Below are 18,402 nucleotides of genomic sequence, written 5' to 3'. Positions count from 1 at the left end.
AGTCCGGCCCGTCATCCCGTCGCCGAACTGTGATCCCCGCGCCCTTCGTCAGCCCGCCTCGGCGCACCCGGCCACGGCGTTTCGCCTGTCCGCCCGTCTGCGCAATCCGTAGAAACCGAAGGCACAGATCACGCCGCAGAGGCCGGCCAGGTAGAAGGGCCACTCGGTCCCCGCCAGCAGCACCAGGCTGCCCAGCACCACCGCCAGGATCTCGCTGCCCACCGCCAGACCGCGGTAGAGCCCCATCGCCTGCCCCTGCTGGCTGGCATGGCTGCGGTTGGAGACCGCCACCGAGGTGGCCAGCTCCCCCAGACTCATGCCGATGCCGGCCGGGATGAAGGTGAGCGCGAGCCCCCACCAATGGGTCGGCAGGATGAACATCAGCATGCCCGCCGCCATCACCAGGTGGCCGACGATGCCAAGGGAGCTGCCGCGCCAGTGCCGTGCCAGCTGCTCACCGATCCAGGAGCCCAGCATCATGGGCACGCTCACCAGCACGGCGGCTTGGGCCAGTTGCACCGGATCCCATGCCAGCCGCTCCACCAGCCAGACATTGAAGTAGGTGAAGTAGAGCTGCACCGCCCCGTAGCTTGCCAGGGTCAGGACAAAGTAGGGCAGGAGACGAGGTTGCAACAGCAATTGGCGGGTCGAGAGAGGGGCCTCATCCCGGGTCGCCGGCACCGGGGGACGATTGGGCAGCAGCCAGAGCACCAGCAGCAGGTTGATCACCGTCATCCCCACCGCCAGCCAGGCCGCCAGGCTGTAATCTCCCGAGACCACGGCCGCATAGCCTCCGATCATGGGACCCACCACCCAGCCCAGGTTCATGCCGATGTTGATGCGGGCGAAGTTGCGGGCCTTGGTCCTGGCCGTGCTCATGTCCGCCGCCATCGCCTGCACGATGGCGATGTCTCCGTTGAAGAAGCCCTCCACCACCCGGCTCAGCAGCAAGAGCGGCAGGGAACGCCAGGTGATGCCGAGAGCCATCAGCACATACCCCGCCAGCACCCCCACCAGACAGAGGGTCAGCACCGGCTTGCGCCCATGGCGATCGGAGAGACGGCCAAGCAAGGGGGCCCCCAGCAGTTGAAACAACGGATAGAGCCCCATGATGACGCCAAGCCACACCTTGCGGCTCCAGTCCGACGCCTGTGGCGTCAACATGCCCTGGGCCGGATCCAGCAGCAGCGGCGCCAGGACGGGGGAAGGCAGGCTGAACCCCGCCACCGCCAGCGTCACCGTCATCACCAATACCCAGAGGGTCGCCTGTCCCTTGATCCCTTCCATCTTCGCCTCATTAAATAAAGTTATCGGTTTATTTATATTGTGAGGGGTCGTCCATTAAGTAAAGCAGATTGTTGATTTAAATATCCCTGCTAACCATAATGACCTCATCCAGGCGGTCACCGCACCGATACCCACCACCGGAGCCCCCATGAACGCCAGTACCGACAAGATCCTCTATCTGCTGAAAACCCGCGGCCCCCAGAGCGCCGCCGAACTCGGCGACCAGTTGCAGATGACGTCCATGGGCGCGCGCCAGCACCTGATGGCCCTGGAGTCCGAGGGCTGGGTAGGGTTTAGCGACGAGGCCCGCGGCCGCGGTCGCCCGGTGCGTCTGTGGCACCTCACCGACCAGGCCTGGCAACGCTTCCCCGACACCCATGGCGATCTGACCCTGCAGCTGATCGACGATATCCGGCAGGTGTTTGGCGACGCGGGCATGGAGCAGCTCATCACGCGGCGGGAGCAGCAGATGCAGGCACGCTATGAATCCAGGCTGACCCAGCCGGCGCTGGCAGACAGGCTGATGACGCTCAAGGCGCTGCGCACCCAGGAGGGGTATATGGCGGACATGTCGCAGGAGGAGGACGGCAGCTGGCTGTGGTGGGAGAGTCACTGCCCCATCTGCAGTGCGGCCAGAGCCTGTCGGGGCTTTTGCCGCAGCGAGCTGGCGCTGTTTCGCCGGTTGCTGGCGCCGGCCGAGGTGGAGCGGGAGCAGTATCTGCTGGAGGGGGACAGCCGCTGTCTCTATCGCATCCGGCCGCCCCGCCCCTGAGCGGGCGGAACGCAAAAACAACAAAGCAGGCGCCGGGATGCCTGCTTTGTTGCCTTCGGGGAGGGGGTGCTCTCGTTCCAGCCCGTTGTTTCCCGATAAGGTCGAACGGCTGATGGGGCTCTTGACCCGGTAAGGTCCTTCACCACAGGTGCCTGGTCGGGCGCCTGTCTTGCCACCGGAAGATGTAACCATGGTACTCCCCGCGGTGCGGTGAGTGGTTGTGAAGTAGCAGGTATTTTCAGTTGTTTTTGCAATAGTTCACCCTTAATCTAGGAAAAGTGGATTAGTAATTGCGAAGAGGTACGGAGAATGCTGAAACTTGATCGTATAGACAGGCATATTCTGGAGCTGATGCAGGAAAATGGCCGCATCAGCAACCTGGAGCTGGCCGAGCTGGTCGGGCTCTCTCCCTCCCCCTGCTCGCGCCGGGTCAAGGCGCTGGAGGATGCCGGTCTCATCGATACCCATGTCACCCTGCTCAATGCCCGCCAGCTGGGGCTGACCCTCACCGCCTACATTCACATTTCCATGGACAGGCACACTCCGGAGCGGTTCGAGAACTTCGATCGCGCCGTCAAGGATCTGCCCGAAGTGCTGGAGTGCGACCTCATCACCGGCAACGATGCGGATTACCAGCTCAAGGTGGTGGTGCGGGACATGGAGCACTACCAGCACTTCCTGCTGGACAAGCTGACCCACATCTCCGGCGTGACCGGGGTGCGTTCAAGCTTCGTGCTGCGCCGCATCAAACACAAGACCGCCCTGCCCCTCAACCACCTGGGCTGACAACCCACCCCGCATCCGAGGAGCACCAAAAGCAAGAGGAGGCCCGGGCCTCCTCTTCTTGTCTCTGCTATCAAGGGCATTCGCGGTCAACACAGCCCGCGGGCGCCATCGCGCCGCCAGGTGGTGGACGCCTCGTCATGCCTCGACCTGGCTGACGTCCTGCACCTGCAGCAACCAGCCGCTCTGCTCCTGCAGGGGTTCGCCGCGCAGCCGCTCACCGGTCGACACCCACTGCCCTTTGGGCAGAGAGATTTCCAGGCTCTCGCTGCCGTTGTCGAACACCCAGCGATCGGCGCCCAACGACTCCATCAAGTACCCTTCCATCTCCACTCTGGACTCGGCCTGCCAGGAGGGGGAGGCGGTATCACGGCTCTCGATGAAATCCCCCTGAACACCAAAGCTGGCCAGCCCCCACAGAATGGAGAGCCCGACGATGGATGATTGCATCTCTCTCTCCTGTTGGTTTGCTACCTTGAGGGCCAGTATGGGAAGAGAAAAATGAGTGCACCATGAACAAGGTGCCAAAGTGCTGGCAAGATCGCGAAAAAAACCGGCCCCATGGCCGGTCATGTCATTTTATGTCGTACAGGTCACACTACTTGGCCGCTTCTTCTGCCATCCGTGCAGCCCTTGGTTTATTTGTCCACATGGCCACCCCGCGGTGATCCGCACAGATCCCCTCGTCGGTGACCGCCCTCACCCGGACCCCGTCCTTGCAGATGGCCTGCCAGGCATCGGCATCGTCGATCTGCAGCTCGGAACGGGGATAGGAGGTATCGGCGCAGGCGCACAGCAGGATGGCAAACAGAGGCAGCAGGGATTGCATGGGTTTCATCGGGTCACTCCTGACGGGAAAAGGGATCAGCGCCCCAGCTGCGCCGCCACGCGATCGCAAAGCTGCTTGAGCTGGGCCAACTCAGCATCGGCCAGATCCACCTGGTTGCGCAAGCTGTCCGCCAGACAGCACTCCCTGACCTCCTGCTGCAACTGGCGTCCCGCCTCGGTCAGACTGATGCACTTTTGCCGCTCATCCTCGTGGGAGACGGTGCGGGTCAGCCACCCCTTGCTCTCCAGCCGCTTGACGATGGGGGTCAGGGTGCCCGCATCCAGTCCGGTCTCCTGCCCTATCTCCTTGAGGCTGACCTCGTCCCGGGCCCAGAGCGAGAGCATCACCAGGTACTGGGTATAGGTGAGATCCAGCTTGTCCAGCAGCGGCCGATAGGCACGCATCACCGCATTGGAGGCGCTGTAGAGGGCAAAACAGACCTGCTTTTTCAATTCGCTCATGGAGGACCTCGCTGACGACAAGGGGGGCAGTATACCCCATCAACTTCGGGGCTGAATAGTTTGCACACAAAACAGTTGCCAGCCCCCGCGTTCAGGACTACCCTGATTTTAGTTTGCACACAAACAAAAATACCAGGCCGCCGCCCGACGCGCGGCCCCACTGCCGGAGAATGCCCATGAATGCCATCAGCCATCAAATCCAACTGCTGCGTCGCCCCACCGGTCTCCCCACCCTGGAGGACTTCGCCCTCCGGGACGTGCCCCTGCCCGCCCTGCAGGAGGGAGAGGTGCAGGTCGCCAACCAGTGGCTGTCGGTGGACCCCTACATGCGCGGCCGCATGAGCGAGGCAAAAAGCTACGTTCCCCCCTTCCCCCTCAACGGTCCCCTCGACGGCGGAGCCATCGGCACGGTACAGGCATCGCGCCATCCCGATTTCAAGGTGGGGGACAAGGTGAGCAGCATGCTGGGCTGGCGGGATGCCTTCGTGGCAAACGCCGCCCAGCTCACCCGCCTGCCCGACACCACCCTGCCGCCCCAGCGCTTCCTCGGCGCCCTCGGCATGCCGGGCATGACCGCCTGGGCGGGCCTGCACAAGGTGGCGCACCTGAAGGCCGGTGAAACCCTGCTGGTCTCGGCAGCCTCCGGGGCGGTCGGCACCATGGTGGTCCAGCTCGCCAAGCAGGCGGGAGCCAGGGTCATCAGCTCCACCGGCTCGGCCGACAAGGTCGCCTATCTCAAGACCCTGGGGGCCGATGCGGTGATCAACTACCGGGAGACCCCTGATCTCGACGCCGAGCTGGCCCGCCTCGCCCCCGAGGGCATCCACGTCTACTTCGAGAACGTGGGGGGCACCATGCTGGATGCCGCCCTCAACCACCTGGTGGTGCACGGGCGCATCGTGCTGTGCGGCCTCATCGAGCAGTACAACAGCAACGGCCAGGCCAGCGGCCCGCGCAACCTCTCCCAGATGATCCGCAAGCGCATCCTCATGCAGGGGCTGCTGGTCTCCGATCACTGGCAGCACTACGGGGCGTTCCTGGCAGAGGCCATGCCGGCCTTCGAGGCGGGCACCCTCCAGGCCGAGGAGACCGTCAGCGAGGGGCTGGCCAGCATGCCGCAAGCCTTTATCGGACTGTTCCAGGGCCGCAATACCGGCAAGATGCTGGTCAAACTGCCCTGATCCGGGGGCATTCCCCATCTATTTAACAGATAGAATGTCGCCAGAACCATCCGTTTAAGCGATGGAAAATAGGCATCCGATCGCCCTTGAACAGGCGTCTTGCGCAACGGGCCCATCCCCCCTAAGGTGGCAATGCTGATCAGTTAAGGATCCATTGACCGATCCTTCTGCTGTAGGACAATCCGGAACCAATCACTGGTTCCGGATTTTTTTATGTCTATTGCAAACGATCTGAACGATGTTGTTGAGGCATCTGGCGACATGCTGGCTCGGCTGGCCATTTTTGCCGACCATATTCCCGACGAATGGATTACTGCCGCTGCCACCTTGTCTGAAAAGGCCACTATCCGCCGACGCCGCTTACCTTCTGATATGGTCTTGTGGCTCGTCGTGGGGATGGCCTTTTTCCGCAATGAGCCCATCTCCGAGGTCGCTCGGCGCCTCAACATCTGTGCAGAAGGGTTGGCCAATGATGCCTTGCTCGCGGACAGTGCCCTGTCTCAGGCCCGTCAGCGACTCGGCAAACAGCCGCTCGAGTGGCTGTTCAAACAGTGCGCCGATGTGTGGGGGCGGGAACGTTATCCTGAAGACCATTGGCACGGTTTACAGGTCTTTGCCATCGATGGGGCCCTGTTCCGAACCCAGGATATGCCTGAACTCAGAGCACATTTCGGCTCGGGTAACACCTCAACCAACCGGCAGACACCCTACCCGATGCTGCGGTTGGTCACGCTCATGAATGTCCGCTCGCATGTCATTGCCAACGCGGCCATCAGCCCGTACCGCAAAGGGGAAATCCCCCTGGCCAGCGAGTTCATTCACTCATTGCCGGACAAGTCAGTGACCCTGCTGGATAAAGGCTTCTTCGGTGCCGACCTGTTGCTGCGTATTCAGGCCGAAGACACCGACCGTCACTGGCTCATCCCGGAACGCAAGGGGCTGGTATACACGGAACTTGAGCGCTATGGCGACGGTGACCGTCTGTTGCAAATGACGGTCTCGCCTCAGGCTCGCAAGAAAAACCCGGCGTTGCCGACACACTGGCAAGTTCGCGCAGTGACCTATGAGGTGGCAGGCAAGGAGAAAACGGTCTTTACCTCCCTGCCCGTGGCGCGATTCAGTGCAGCTCAGGTGGCGACCCTGTACCACGAGCGCTGGGAAATCGAGCTGGGATACCGGGATATCAAAAGCGCGATGCAGCACAACGCCATCACGCTGAGAAGCAAGAAAGTGGACTTGGTCTATCAGGAGCTGTGGGGATTGCTGCTTGGATACAATCTGGTCAGGCGGGAGGCCAGCCAGGCCGCCGTAGCCCATCAGCGAGCGCCCAATGAGGTGAGCTTTAAGTTTGCCTGTCAGTTCATCGCGAACCAGATGGCAGTGATGGCGGGCGCGTTATCGCCAGCCCATACGCCACGGAGGTTGGCGGAGTTGCGGGGCTGCATAGGCGTCATGTTCATAGAAAAACGCCCCAGGCCATCGAGACCCAGGGCGGTGAAGATATCAAAGACCCGTTTTCCGGTAAATCGCAATGCGGCTCCGCTTAAGTGAACAGCATTGCCCTAAGGTGGGCCCGTTTTCCCTGGCGCACCCCGCCGTCTCAGCAAGGAGCCTCCCCTATGTCTACCCCCTATCCCCGCGTCGGTGTCGGCGTCATTCTCACCAATGGCCAGGGCCAGGTACTGCTTGGCAAGCGCAAGGGCAGCCATGCCCCTTACTGGTCCATCGCAGGCGGTCATCTGGAATTGGGGGAGACCTTCGAGTCGGCAGCCATCCGGGAGGTGGCGGAGGAGACCGGCTTCGTCATCCGCCAGCCTCGCGTCATCGCCGTCACCAACAACCTAGAGACCTGGCGCGAGAGCGGCCTGCACTACATCTCGGTCACCCTGCTGGCAGAGGTGGACGGGGAGCCGCAACTGCTGGAGCCGGAAAAATGCGAGGGCTGGATCTGGTGCGACCCGCACAATCTGCCCGAGCCTCACTTCGATGCCAGTAGATTGGCCCCTTGAAGATCCAGACACTTCGCCCCTCTTAATTTAAGAGGTAGTCTTGGAACTATGTTCAGTACTAGTCGCAACGAGAAAATGGTCGAAGTGTTAACAGGGGCTGAGCGCCGTCGACGCCGGACTCCGCAGGAAAAGATCTCCATCGTGCAGCAGACCTTTGAGCCCGGAATGACCGTATCTCATGTCGCTCGCTTGCACGACGTCAACGCCAACCAGCTTTTCAAATGGCGTAAACAATTCCAGGAAGGCTCTCTCACGGCGATCACCGCCGGTGAGGATGTTGTTCCAGCCTCCGAGTTGGCTGCTGCCATCAAGCAGATCCGAGAGCTCCAGCGTCTGCTCGGGAAGAAGACCATGGAGAACGAGATCCTCAAAGAAGCCGTGGAGTATGGTCGAGCAAAAAAATGGATTGCGCATGCGCCCTTGTTGCCGGGGGACGACGATTAAGTGCTGTGAGCCAGGCCCTTAATGTATCGCGTGCGCAGCTATCCGTTCGTGTTCATCGCAAACCAGGTTGGCAAGATGGTCGTCATCATCGCCAGCGTGATGATGCAGCCTTACTTGGCCGTATCATGGAGGCGATGGCAGAACTTCCCTCCTATGGCTATCGCCGGGTCTGGGCGCTGTTACGGCGTCAGTCAGAGGCAACAAGACAGCCTGTAGTAAACGCCAAACGGGTATATCGCGTCATGAGAGAGCATGGCCTGCTGCTGGAAAGAAAACCGGCTGCACCATTGGCCCAGCAGGCACATAAGGGGCGTGTTGCCGTCAAAGAGAGCAATCGACGTTGGTGCTCGGATGGCTTCGAGTTTCGCTGCGATAACGGTGAAAAACTACGAGTCACGTTCGCCATGGACTGCTGCGATAGGGAGGCGTTGGACTGGGCTGCCAGCACCGGGGGTTACGACAGTGACACGGTGCAAGATGTCATGCTGAGATCTGTCGAACGACGCTTCGGGGATGCGTTGCCGGCATCACCGGTGGAGTGGCTGACTGATAATGGCTCGGCGTATCGAGCCCATGAGACCCGCGCGTTTGCACGAGAAATCGGGTTGGAGCCCAGAACGACGGCGGTGAGAAGCCCACAGAGCAACGGTATAGCGGAGAGCTTCGTGAAGACGATGAAGCGAGACTATATCGAGATGATGCCGAAACCAGATAGCCGAACAGCGGTAGGCAATTTGGCCATCGCGTTTGAGCATTATAACGAACACCACCCGCACAGCGCCTTGGGATACCGTTCACCTCGGGAATTTCTGCGCAGTCGGGTATCACAACCCTAAGCGGGAAAAAGTGTCTGGATCTATGGGGTCAAATCCAGCCAGTCGCCAGTCCATCGCCTGCTGGCTGGCGGGACAATGCTACCTGCCCCAGGCACAACCTGCCCCCTGACCCTCACCGGCAGGCTGCCGCGCGTCACCCCGGTACCTCTCGTCAGCTGGCGGAGGCGACCAGCCACCCCGCCAGCCCCTGTTGATGGCAGGCTGCGCGGGAGGGCGTACCGTCACCAAACTGTCACTTTTTTGTCATATTATCCGGGCCAGGATGATGACGAGGAGGGGAAGATGGGACAGGTATTCATGCAGTTCTTGTGGCTGGGATGCATCAGTGTTGGCGGGCCGGCCGCCCATATCGGCTATTTTCAGCGCACCTTTGTCCAGCGGCTGGGCTGGCTGAACCAGGCGGAGTTCGCCCAGTTGCTGGCCCTGTGCCAACTGCTGCCGGGTCCGGCCTCCAGCCAGCTCGGCTTTGCCATCGGCCGCCACCGCGCCGGCATCGGCGGCGCCCTGGCTGCCTTCGTCGGCTTTACCCTCCCCTCCTTCCTGCTGTTGCTGGCGGCCGCCGTCGGTCTGGGTCAGCTTGCGGGCAACCTCTGGCTGGACGCCGCCCTGCACGGCCTCAAGCTGCTGGCGCTCGTCGTGGTGGCGGATGCCGTGCTCACCATGAGCCGCCAGTTCTGCAAGACGGCGCTGCAACAGGGGGTCATGGTGGCCACCGCTGCCGCCCTCTGGTGCGCCCCCGGTCTTCTGACCCAGGTCGCCATGCTGCTCGGCGCGGCCCTGCTCTGTGCCTTGCGCGAGCCGCACCCGGGGAGTCAGGGCCTCGCATCCACTCCTGCTCGCCAGCCTCACTGGCCGACCCTGCTGCTGTTCGCCCTGCTGTTCGTCGGCCTGCCCCTGGTGGCGAGCGGCCCCGTCAGCCAGTTGCTGGCCGACTTTTACCGGGCAGGCAGCCTGGTGTTTGGCGGTGGTCACGTGGTGCTGCCCCTGTTGCAGGAGAGCCTGGGTCACCACCTGAGCGAGCAGCAGTTCCTGACCGGCTACGGCCTGGCCCAGCTGGTACCCGGCCCCATGTTCACCCTGGCCACCTACCTGGGCGCCGTGCTGCTGCCCGCCACTCCCCTCATCGGGGCGCTGCTGGCGACCCTGGCGCTCTTCCTGCCGGGTTTCTTGCTGCTCTGGGCGCTGGGCCCCTGCTGGCAGCACTGGCTGGTCCGCCCCCGTCTGGCGGGGGCCGTGGCCGGCATCAACGCCGCCGTGGTGGGGCTGCTGCTGGCGGCCCTTTATCAGCCGGTGTGGCAGAGCGCCGTGCTCTCCCCCACCGATCTGGCGCTGGCCGCCGTCGGCTTCTACCTGCTGCGGGTGCCACGGCTCCCCGTGCTGCCCCTCGCCGCCCTGCTGACGGGGGCAGCCCTGCTGCTGGCCTGACGAACCCGCGACAAGTCAGGCAACGCCCGCCGGGCTGGCGGTCATGGCTCTTATCCCCGAGGGGAGGCAAAGAGAGCAAGATACGTCAGGACAGCTCGGGCCCGTTGGCCGATAGTGGGCAGCACAGAGGAGAGACCATGGATCACAACCAGACAGAGTCCTACCGCCGACGCTTTCAAACGGTGACAGAGCACATCGAGCGCCATCTCGACGACGACCTGTCGCTGGAGCGGCTCAGCGCCGTGGCGCACTTTTCGCCCTTTCACTTTCATCGGCAATTTGCCGCTTACTGCGGCGTGCCGCTGGGGCGTTACATCCAGCTGCTGCGGCTGAAGCGGGCCTCTTACCGGTTGGCATTCGCTCCTCTGGACAAGGTGACTGATATCACCCTCGATGCCGGCTTCCAGCATGGCGAATCTTTCAGTCGCGCCTTCAAGCAGACGTTCGGCCTGACGCCCAGCCAGTTCAGACAGCACCCGGACTGGGCCAGCTGGCATCGCTGCCTGCCACGGCCCCCCACAAAGAGGATTGACCCCATGCGAGTCGACATCATCCAGTTCCCGCAGGCCGCCGTCGCCGCCCTGACCCATCAGGGCCTGCCCGAGCGCATCAACGACACCGCGGCGCGCTTCATCCAGTGGCTCAAGGCCACGGGCGGCTCCCCGGTCGCCACCAGCCGGACCTATGGCCTGGCGCCGGACGACCCCGCCACGACGGAGGGTGCGGCGTTTCGCTTTACCCTCTGTGGCAGCGTCGAGGCCCCCGTCGCCGAGGACAATGAGTGGGGCGTGAAGAATGCCCTCATCCCGGCCGGGCGCTGCGCCGTGGTACGCCACCACGGCTCCCACGACCTCCTGGCCGACTGCGCCCGGGCGCTCTACCGCGACTGGCTGCCCGCCAGCGGCGAAGAGCTGCGGGATTTTCCGCTCTTCTTCCACTACCACAACTTTGTACACGAGGTGCCCACCCATGAGTTGGTCACCGACATCTACCTGCCGCTGGCATAGCCCGGCACCTGACAGGGGGAGATAAAAAAGCGGCGCTTCCGAAGGGAGGCGCCGCTGGTCGTGTCGGGGATCAGGCGTCGGGCTCGAAATCCAGGCTCAGGCTGTTGACGCAGTAGCGCTGGCCTGTCTCGGTCGGCCCGTCGGGGAAGACGTGGCCGAGGTGGGAGCCGCACTGGCTGCAGGTGATCTCCACCCGCTTCATGCCGTGGCTGTTGTCCTCGGTGTAGGTCACCGTCCCCTCGATGGCCCGGTCGAACGAGGGCCAGCCGCAGCCCGCGTCGAACTTGGCTCCTGAGTGGAACAGCACCTGCTTGCAGCAGACGCAGTGGTAATCGCCGCTCTTGCGGTTGTGCAGCAGGGCACCGCTGTAGGGACGCTCGGTCCCTTTCTCCCAGCAGACGTGGAACTGCTCTGCACTCAGCTTGTCGCGCCACTGTTCAGGGTTGTTACTGCTCATTCCGGCTCCTCACCACTGATAACGGTGCCCAGCATACCCAGTCAGGGCGCCTGGCTCTACCCCGCCAGCGGGAACTGTGATCCCGTTGGCAACACGGCGACAACATCCGCTGCCACCACCCCTTCACTCGCCAGCACCGCCGCCGGCAGGGCGACCCGCTCCAGCAGCTTGAGGGAGTGGGCACGCCCCACCGCCACCTGCCGCTTGATGTCGTCCGGCAGGAAGGGCAGGCCGTCGTTGGTGGCGGTGTCGATGGTCTGGATCCACTCCATGCCCTCCCCCGGCGGCGGCAGGCGGAACTGGATGTCATAGTCGCTGGCGTTGAACAGCACGTACCAGCGCTCCCCGGTGCAGCCGATCATGCCGATGTCCATGGCAAACGCCTGCCCCATGGGGGCGTGCCAGTCCTGATCGGTGAGCTGATGGCCGTCCGGGTGATACCAGTTCACCTGGTGGCAGCTGGTCGCCTTGCCGTTCCAGCCGTCGTCGCTCAGTTGCAGGTTGGAGAAGACCCCGGACTCCGCCCGCAGCGCCATCATCTGGCGGGTGAAGGCGAGCAGCCGCTCGTCCTCCGGGCGCAGTTGCCAGTTCACCCAGCTTATCTGGTTGTCCTGACAGTAGGCGTTGTTGTTGCCGAGCTGGCTGCGGCCCATCTCGTCCCCGGCCAGGAAGTGGGGCGTCCCCTGTGACAGCAGCAGGGTGGCGATGAGGTTGCGCTTCTGCTGCTGGCGCAGGTTGTTGATGCGCGGGTCCAGGGTCGGCCCCTCCACCCCGTGGTTGCTGGAGAGGTTGTTGCCGTGACCGTCCCGGTTGTCCTCGCCGTTGGCCTGGTTGTGGCGCTGGTTGTAGGAGACCAGATCCTCGAGGGTGAAGCCGTCGTGATAGCAGAGGTAGTTGACGCTGGTGTGGGGGGAGCGCCAGTTCTTCGGGAAGAGATCCCGCGAGCCCACCAGACGGGTGGCAAAATCCCCCATCTTGCCCGCATCCCCGCGCCAGAAGGCGCGCACCGTGTCGCGGTAACGATCGTTGATCTCCAGCCATTGGCTCGGAAACTGGCCGAGACGATAGCCGAAGGGGCCGATGTCCCAGGGTTCGGCGATGAGCCTGACCCGCGCCAGCACGGGATCCGCCATCATGGCCTTGAAGAAGGCGCTCATGGGATCGAACTCCCCCGCTTCCCGCGCCAGGGTGACCGCCAGATCGAAGCGGAAACCGTCCACCTGCATCTCGGTGACCCAGTAGCGCAGGGCATCGAGCACCAGTCGCAGGGTATTGGGGTGATCCAGATTGACGCTGTTGCCGCAGCCGGTGACGTTGGCGTGGCGATGGTAATCCGGACCGTGGGCCCCCGACTCGAAGGCGTAGTAACCCGCGTTGTCAAACCCCTTGAGGGAGAGCATGGGGCCGTCGAAGCCCGACTCCGCGGTGTGGTTGTAGACCACATCCAGGATCACCTCGAGCCCCGCCCGGTGCAGCTCGCGCACCATGGTCTTGAACTCGGTCACCGCATCCTGCGCCCCGTAGCGCGGTTCGGGCGCGAAGAAGGCGATGGGGTTGTAGCCCCAGTAGTTGGTCAGCCCCAGCTGCTCGAGCCTGGGCTCGGACATGAAGGCCGCCACCGGCATCAGCTGGACCGAGGTCACCCCCAGCCCCTGCAGATGCTCGATCATCAGCGGGTGGCTGATGCCCAGATAGGTGCCCTGCAGCGCCTTGGGGATGCCAGGGTGCTGGCGGGTGAACCCCTTGACGTGGGTCTCGTAGAGCACGACCCGCTCCGGCGGAATGCCGGGCTTGCCGACCCCCTGCCAGTCGAAGGCATCGTCCACCACCACCGACTTGCCCACCATGGCCGCGCTGTCCCCCTCGTAGAGGGCGTCGTCCCAGTGGGTGGCACGGCTGAGCGCCCTGGCATAGGGGTCTATCAGCAGCTTGTCCGGGTCGAACAGCAACCCATCCTGGGGAGAGCCATGCACCCGGTAGCCATAGCGCTGACCGGCCTTGACGCCGCGCACGTGGCCGAACCAGTACTGGCCGCGCCGACCGGGCAAGGGGAGACGCGCCAGCTCCTGCTCCTCTTCGTCGAACAGGCAGAGCTCCACCTTGTCCGATTGGGGAGCCCAGACACAGAAGTGGCAGCCCGTCTCGTCCAGACGGGCGCCAAGCGGGTGATCTACCCCGTTTTCCATTTCAAACATCAGGACTCCTGTTTGATGAACAAGGTCGCGAGCGGCGGCAAGTCCAGCACCAGGCTGTGTGCCATCCCCTGCCAGGGGGTCGCCTCGGCGACGAAGACCAGACCCACATCATAGTTGCTGCCCCAGTAATGCTCGCTGTCGGTGTTGAGCACCACCCGATAGCGACCGGCAGCCGGCACCCCGAGACGGTAACCGATGCGCGGCACCGGGGTGAAGTTGCAGGCCACCACCAGCGGATGGGCCCCCAGCTTGTCGGCCCGCAGCCAGGCGAAGATGCTGTTGTCCGCGTCCTGGTGATCCAGCCAGCGGAAACCGGCCTGTTCATAATCCGCCTGATACAAGGCAGGTTCATGACGATAGAGGTGATTGAGATCCCGGATCAGCCGCTGCTGGCCGCCGTGCCTGGGGTACTGCAACAGGTGCCAGGGCAGCTGGGCATCATGATTCCACTCGTTGCTCTGGGCGATCTCGGTGCCCATGAAGTTGAGCTTCTTGCCGGGGTGGGCATACATGAAGCCCATGTAGGCGCGCAGGTTGGCGGCCTGCTGCCATTCGTCCCCCGGCATCTTGTAGAGCAGGGAGTGCTTGCCGTGGACCACCTCGTCGTGGGAGAGGGACAGAATGAAGTTCTCGTCATAGTGGTACACCATGGAGAAGGTCATGTCGTTGTGGTGGTAGCGACGGTGAATGGGCTCTTTTTGCATGTAGCTGAGGGTGTCGTGCATCCAGCCCATATTCCACTTGAAGCCAAACCCCAGGCCACCGAGGAAGGTGGGACGGGAGACCCCGGCAAAGGCGGTGGACTCCTCGGCGATGGTCATGGCGTGGGGGTACTTGCCGTACACCTCCTCGTTGGTCCACTTCAAGAGGCTGATCGCCTCGTAGTTGTGGTTGCCGCCATCGACGTTGGGCACCCACTCACCGGCGTTGCGGGAGTAATCCAGATAGAGCATGGAGGCGACCGCATCTACCCGCAGGCCGTCGATGTGGAACTTGTCGAGCCAGAACAGGGCGCTGGCCACCAGGAACTGGCGCACGGTGTCGCGACCGAAGTCATAGATGTAGGAGTTCCAGTCCGGGTGCCAGCCACGGCGCGGATCCTCGTACTCGTAGAGCGGCGTGCCGTCGAAGCGGGCCAGGCCGTGGGCATCGGACGGGAAGTGGGCGGGCACCCAATCCAGAATCACGCCGATCCCCGCCTGGTGGCACTGATCCACGAAGTATTTGAAATCGTCGGCCGTGCCGTAGCGACTGGTGGGGGAGAACATGCCCACCGGCTGGTAGCCCCAGGAGCCGCTGAAGGGGTGCTCGGAGACCGGCAGCAGCTCGATGTGGGTGTACTCCATCTCCTTGATGTAATCCACCAGTTCCACCGCCAGCTCGCGCCAGCTCAGGCTGTCGCCGTTGGAGTGACGCTTCCAGGAACCCACGTGCAGCTCGTAGATGGAAAGGGGCTGCTCGCGCTTGTCATTGAGCTGACTCTCGCGCCAGGCGGCGTCCTGCCACTGGTACTGGCCATGGTCATAGACCACGGAGGCGAACGAGGGGTACTGCTCGCTGTAGAAGCCCACCGGGTCGCTCTTGTGGGGCAGGCGATTGCCCGCCGGGTCCTTCAGTTCGAACTTGTAGCGATCCCCGGCCTTGAGCCCCGGCACGAACAGCACCCAGTGGCCGCACTGGCTGCGCTGCATGGGGTGACGGCGGCCATCCCAGAAGTTGAAATCGCCGATGAGGCTCACCGCCGTGGCGCTCGGCGCATAGACCGCAAAACGGACCCCTTCCACCTGCTGGCCGAGGTGCGTCACGGTGCGCAACTGGGCGCCGAGGGTGTGGTAGAGGTTTTCCGGTTGCCAGGTGAGTTCCGCCAACCCTTCCCAGGCGGCAGCCTGGAACTGATAGGGGTCGATGATGTCGGCACTGGCGTCGGCGTAGGTCGCGATGAGCTGGTAGGGGAAGGGATTCTTGCGGCGGGTGAAAACAGTTTCAAAGAGGCCCGCTTCGTCAGCGGCGGTCAGGGTGGCAACTATCTTGCCTGACTTGAGATCCCTGACCCGGACCTCGAGTGCATCGGGCAACCAGGCGGTGAGTTTCAGGCCTGGCCCATCCGGATTGGCCAGCAGGCCTAGATGGGAGAAGGGATCGGCACAGCGGGCGGCAACCAAACGTTCAACGGGCATCGACATTTCCTTTGATGGCTGAACATCCGCTTCGGCCGAAGCCGAAGCGGATGAAAGTGAGTCACATGTTGGCGTTCAAGGCTCAACGGCTGGCCTCGTCACGGGCCCGGCTCATCTTGCCCGCCAGATTCTTGAGCGCCTCGTCGGCGAAGATATCCTCCAGATCCCGGGAGAGCTTGCGACGCCAGTTGGGGTACTCGTAGCTGGTACCCGGCACGTTGACCGGCTTGTCCATCTCCAGCCAGTCTTCGAGCTGGGTGCTGAACAGGGCACAGCTGCCGCGGGACATGTGCAGTTGCAGACCGTGGTTGAGCTCGGTATTCATGCCGACCCAGTTCACGTCTTGACTGATATTGCCAGAGATGACCCCATGAGCATGCAGGCTGTCAAGGATCCGCTGCTTGGCCTGGTGGCGATCAGCATACAGGGTCTTGAGTACGTCTTCATCCGGGTACAGGCCCAGTTCGCGTCCCAGCGCCAGATCGTCGCAGTGCCAGAAGCCTTTGAGGGTCGGCATGTCGTGGGTGGTCAGGGCGGACATCGCCTGCTCGGCGTAGTGCGCCGGGGAGATGAAGCCACCATCGTCCTTGGAGCGCTCGAAGAAGAACACCTTGTAGGAGTGGACGCCGTTCTCTTTCAGGGTCACGTCGATCCCCTCCGGCACGGTCCCCAGATCCTCGCCGATCAGCAAGCACTGGTTGCGATGAGACTCAAGGGCCAGGATCCCCAGCAGATCGTTCACCGGATAATAGATGTAGGCCCCCTTGGCGGCGGACTCTCCGGGCGGCACCCACCACAGGCGCAGCAAGGCCATCACGTGGTCGATGCGCAGGGCGCCGCAGGAGCGCATGTTGGCACGGAACAGATCCACCATGGGCTGGTAGGCGGCCTCGAACAGCTGGTTCGGGTTCATGGGGGGCAGGCCCCAGTTCTGGCCGAGGGGGCCGAGAATGTCGGGCGGTGCACCGACCGAGGCTTTCGGGCAGTAGAGGTCCCGGTTTGCCCAGATCTCGGTGGAGCCTTCGGAGACGCCGACCGCCAGATCCCGGTAGATCCCCATCACCATGCCGGCGGCCTTGGCGCGGGCATCGGCCCGGGCCAGCTGCTCGTCAGCCAGGAACTGCAGATAGAGATAGAAGGCCACATCCTGCTGGTGCTCGGCCATCCAGGCCGCCACTTCGGGGTTGTGGTAATCGCGCAGCGCCTCGGGCCAGACCGGCCAGCCCCAGGCATTCTCGCCTTTGGCATAGAAGTGGGCCTGCAGGGCGTCAAACGCTGCCTGCTGTTGCAGGCTGTCACCGCCTGCAGCCACAAAGGCATCGAACGCAGCCTGACGCTCGGCGCTGAAGCTGGCCTGGTCGAACACCTGGCGCAGCATCCCGATCTTGGTCTGGATGACGCCGGTGTAATCCACATTGTCCTTGACCCGCAGGGAGGTGAGGTGCTGCTGGAAGGCCGGGCTCGCCACTTCCGCTTTCAGGCGATCGTTGCCCAGGAATTCGGGCACCGCTTCCACATCGATATAGGCGACGTTGAGCCAGCGACGGGAAGAGGGGCTGTAGGGGCTGGCACTCTCCGGGTTCGCCGGATAGAGGGCATGAATGGGGTTGAGACCGACGAAGTGGGCTCCCCAGGCGGCGGCATTCTCAACCAGCTGGCCGAGATCGCTGAAATCGCCGATGCCCCAGTTGTGGCGGCTGCGCAGGCAGTAGAGCTGGACGCTCGGGCCCCACACCTTGCGACCATTGGCGATGGGTGCCTGCTTGTAGCAGGACTTGGGGGCGACGATGAGACGCATGGTGGCCAGCGGCTCGTCATTGCCCTCTTCCAGCAGGATGAGCTGGTGATAACCCAGCGCAGGCTGCACATCCAGGGTGACGCGATAGGCCTGACACTCCATCTCCTCGAACTCGGCCACCCCGACCAGCTCACCCTCGATGGGGGTGAGTTGACCGGACAGCACTGCACCCTGCTCCTGCTGGAGCTGCCAGGTGAGGGCATCGTTGACAAATTCGATGGGGAGGCGAACCTCAAGAGTAACGGCGTCGCCGCTGCGTACCACCATCACGGGATCCAGCGCGCGCAGCCAATGCTGGCGGTGCTCCTGCTCAAGCTGTTCGGACAGGGCGGCCTCGTCATCGACGCGGTAGCCCATGGCGCCCAGCATGGCGGCCTTGCTCTCTTCCGATACCAGGGCCGGCTGGCCCCAGGCATCAACATACTCACTGGCAATGCCTTTGGCGGCAGCCAGCTGTTCAATCAGGGTGGTCATAGTTTGAGAATTCCCGCTGTGGATTCTGTCTACGCTATTTTGTGATTAATTTTTATGGTTGGTACTTGAACAGTGGCTCTTTGGCCATGCTAAACCGCGCACATTTTTACATATCTCCCCGGCTGGATGTGTGACCGGGCAGGCACTATTGTTGTTCTCTGCCACCGACTTTGCTGATGATGCATTCAACAAAAGTTGGTAGCCAGTTACATAAACCGAAAATAAATTTCACAGTTTTTCATGATATAGCGCAATTTCGCGCAGATT

The 18,402-nt window shown here is 63.0% G+C and carries 16 protein-coding genes; 8 read left to right on the top strand and 8 right to left on the bottom strand.

Annotated features, from left to right (window positions below):
* Nucleotides 1-48: 48 nt before the first annotated feature.
* Complete coding sequence (locus tag ACPW74_RS01320; protein ID WP_425858523.1) at nt 49-1,287, bottom strand: MFS transporter; 1,239 nt, start codon at nt 1,285-1,287, stop codon at nt 49-51.
* Nucleotides 1,288-1,435: 148 nt separating this feature from the next.
* Here ACPW74_RS01320 and ACPW74_RS01315 point away from each other — a divergent pair, with 148 nt between their 5' ends.
* Nucleotides 1,436-2,059 (top strand): helix-turn-helix transcriptional regulator, encoded by a 624-nt coding sequence (locus ACPW74_RS01315; protein ID WP_041214535.1) that lies wholly within the window; start codon nt 1,436-1,438, stop codon nt 2,057-2,059.
* A gap of 309 nt (nt 2,060-2,368) precedes the next feature.
* Nucleotides 2,369-2,845 carry an Lrp/AsnC family transcriptional regulator gene (locus tag ACPW74_RS01310; RefSeq protein ID WP_010672894.1) on the top strand — a complete coding sequence of 159 codons (477 nt, stop codon included), beginning with the start codon at nt 2,369-2,371 and terminating at the stop codon, nt 2,843-2,845.
* A gap of 135 nt (nt 2,846-2,980) precedes the next feature.
* On the opposite strand, the gene ACPW74_RS01305 is transcribed toward ACPW74_RS01310, so the two are convergent.
* The 3 genes from ACPW74_RS01305 to ACPW74_RS01295 form a co-directional block, all read right to left on the bottom strand.
* Nucleotides 2,981-3,292: a hypothetical protein gene (locus tag ACPW74_RS01305; protein WP_279981159.1), complete on the bottom strand. Its 312-nt coding sequence runs from the start codon at nt 3,290-3,292 to the stop codon at nt 2,981-2,983.
* A gap of 148 nt (nt 3,293-3,440) precedes the next feature.
* A complete protein-coding gene (locus tag ACPW74_RS01300; protein ID WP_029313696.1) occupies nt 3,441-3,671 on the bottom strand; it encodes a hypothetical protein in 231 nt (76 codons plus the stop codon).
* A 35-nt stretch (nt 3,672-3,706) separates the two neighbouring features.
* On the bottom strand, nt 3,707-4,132 hold the full coding sequence (locus ACPW74_RS01295) for a MarR family winged helix-turn-helix transcriptional regulator (protein WP_029313694.1): 426 nt from the start codon (nt 4,130-4,132) through the stop codon (nt 3,707-3,709).
* A gap of 176 nt (nt 4,133-4,308) precedes the next feature.
* Here ACPW74_RS01295 and ACPW74_RS01290 point away from each other — a divergent pair, with 176 nt between their 5' ends.
* The 6 genes from ACPW74_RS01290 (at nt 4,309) to ACPW74_RS01265 (ending at nt 11,034) form a co-directional block, all read left to right on the top strand.
* Nucleotides 4,309-5,313 (top strand): NADP-dependent oxidoreductase, encoded by a 1,005-nt coding sequence (locus tag ACPW74_RS01290; protein ID WP_425858522.1) that lies wholly within the window; start codon nt 4,309-4,311, stop codon nt 5,311-5,313.
* A 213-nt stretch (nt 5,314-5,526) separates the two neighbouring features.
* The gene (locus ACPW74_RS01285; protein WP_425858397.1) at nt 5,527-6,864 is read left to right on the top strand and encodes an IS4-like element ISAeme15 family transposase; all 1,338 of its coding nucleotides are present in this window, start codon (nt 5,527-5,529) and stop codon (nt 6,862-6,864) included.
* Nucleotides 6,865-6,932: 68 nt separating this feature from the next.
* Complete coding sequence (locus ACPW74_RS01280; RefSeq protein WP_425858521.1) at nt 6,933-7,322, top strand: nucleotide triphosphate diphosphatase NUDT15; 390 nt, start codon at nt 6,933-6,935, stop codon at nt 7,320-7,322.
* Nucleotides 7,323-7,397: 75 nt separating this feature from the next.
* Nucleotides 7,398-8,602, top strand: a protein-coding gene (locus ACPW74_RS01275; RefSeq protein WP_117027705.1) for an IS3 family transposase whose coding sequence is annotated in 2 segments (ribosomal slippage) — nt 7,398-7,716 and nt 7,716-8,602 — 1,206 coding nt in all. Because the reading frame shifts where the segments join, the coding sequence is not laid out codon by codon here.
* A 282-nt stretch (nt 8,603-8,884) separates the two neighbouring features.
* The gene (gene chrA, locus ACPW74_RS01270; RefSeq protein ID WP_425858520.1) at nt 8,885-10,027 is read left to right on the top strand and encodes a chromate efflux transporter; all 1,143 of its coding nucleotides are present in this window, start codon (nt 8,885-8,887) and stop codon (nt 10,025-10,027) included.
* 137 nt (nt 10,028-10,164) lie between these two features.
* Entirely contained in the window at nt 10,165-11,034 is an 870-nt protein-coding gene (locus tag ACPW74_RS01265) for an AraC family transcriptional regulator (protein WP_223954845.1), read from the top strand.
* 70 nt (nt 11,035-11,104) lie between these two features.
* On the opposite strand, the gene msrB is transcribed toward ACPW74_RS01265, so the two are convergent.
* The 4 genes from msrB to malQ form a co-directional block, all read right to left on the bottom strand.
* The gene (msrB, locus tag ACPW74_RS01260) at nt 11,105-11,491 is read right to left on the bottom strand and encodes a peptide-methionine (R)-S-oxide reductase MsrB (RefSeq protein WP_010672886.1); all 387 of its coding nucleotides are present in this window, start codon (nt 11,489-11,491) and stop codon (nt 11,105-11,107) included.
* 56 nt (nt 11,492-11,547) lie between these two features.
* Nucleotides 11,548-13,686, bottom strand: a complete 2,139-nt coding sequence (gene glgX, locus ACPW74_RS01255) for a glycogen debranching protein GlgX (protein ID WP_200164812.1) — start codon at nt 13,684-13,686, stop codon at nt 11,548-11,550.
* On the bottom strand, nt 13,686-15,863 hold the full coding sequence (gene glgB / locus ACPW74_RS01250; RefSeq protein ID WP_049635938.1) for a 1,4-alpha-glucan branching protein GlgB: 2,178 nt from the start codon (nt 15,861-15,863) through the stop codon (nt 13,686-13,688). Before glgB ends, glgX begins: the two co-directional genes overlap by 1 nt.
* Nucleotides 15,864-15,945: 82 nt before the next feature.
* A complete protein-coding gene (gene malQ / locus ACPW74_RS01245; RefSeq protein WP_042883055.1) occupies nt 15,946-18,135 on the bottom strand; it encodes a 4-alpha-glucanotransferase in 2,190 nt (729 codons plus the stop codon).
* Between the last annotated feature and the right edge of the window lie 267 nt (nt 18,136-18,402).

Source organism: Aeromonas sp. INTO2 (assembly GCF_049860605.1).
GTDB classification, from domain to species: Bacteria; Pseudomonadota; Gammaproteobacteria; order Enterobacterales; family Aeromonadaceae; genus Aeromonas; species Aeromonas caviae.
This window is presented reverse-complemented; position numbering and strand designations above follow the sequence as displayed.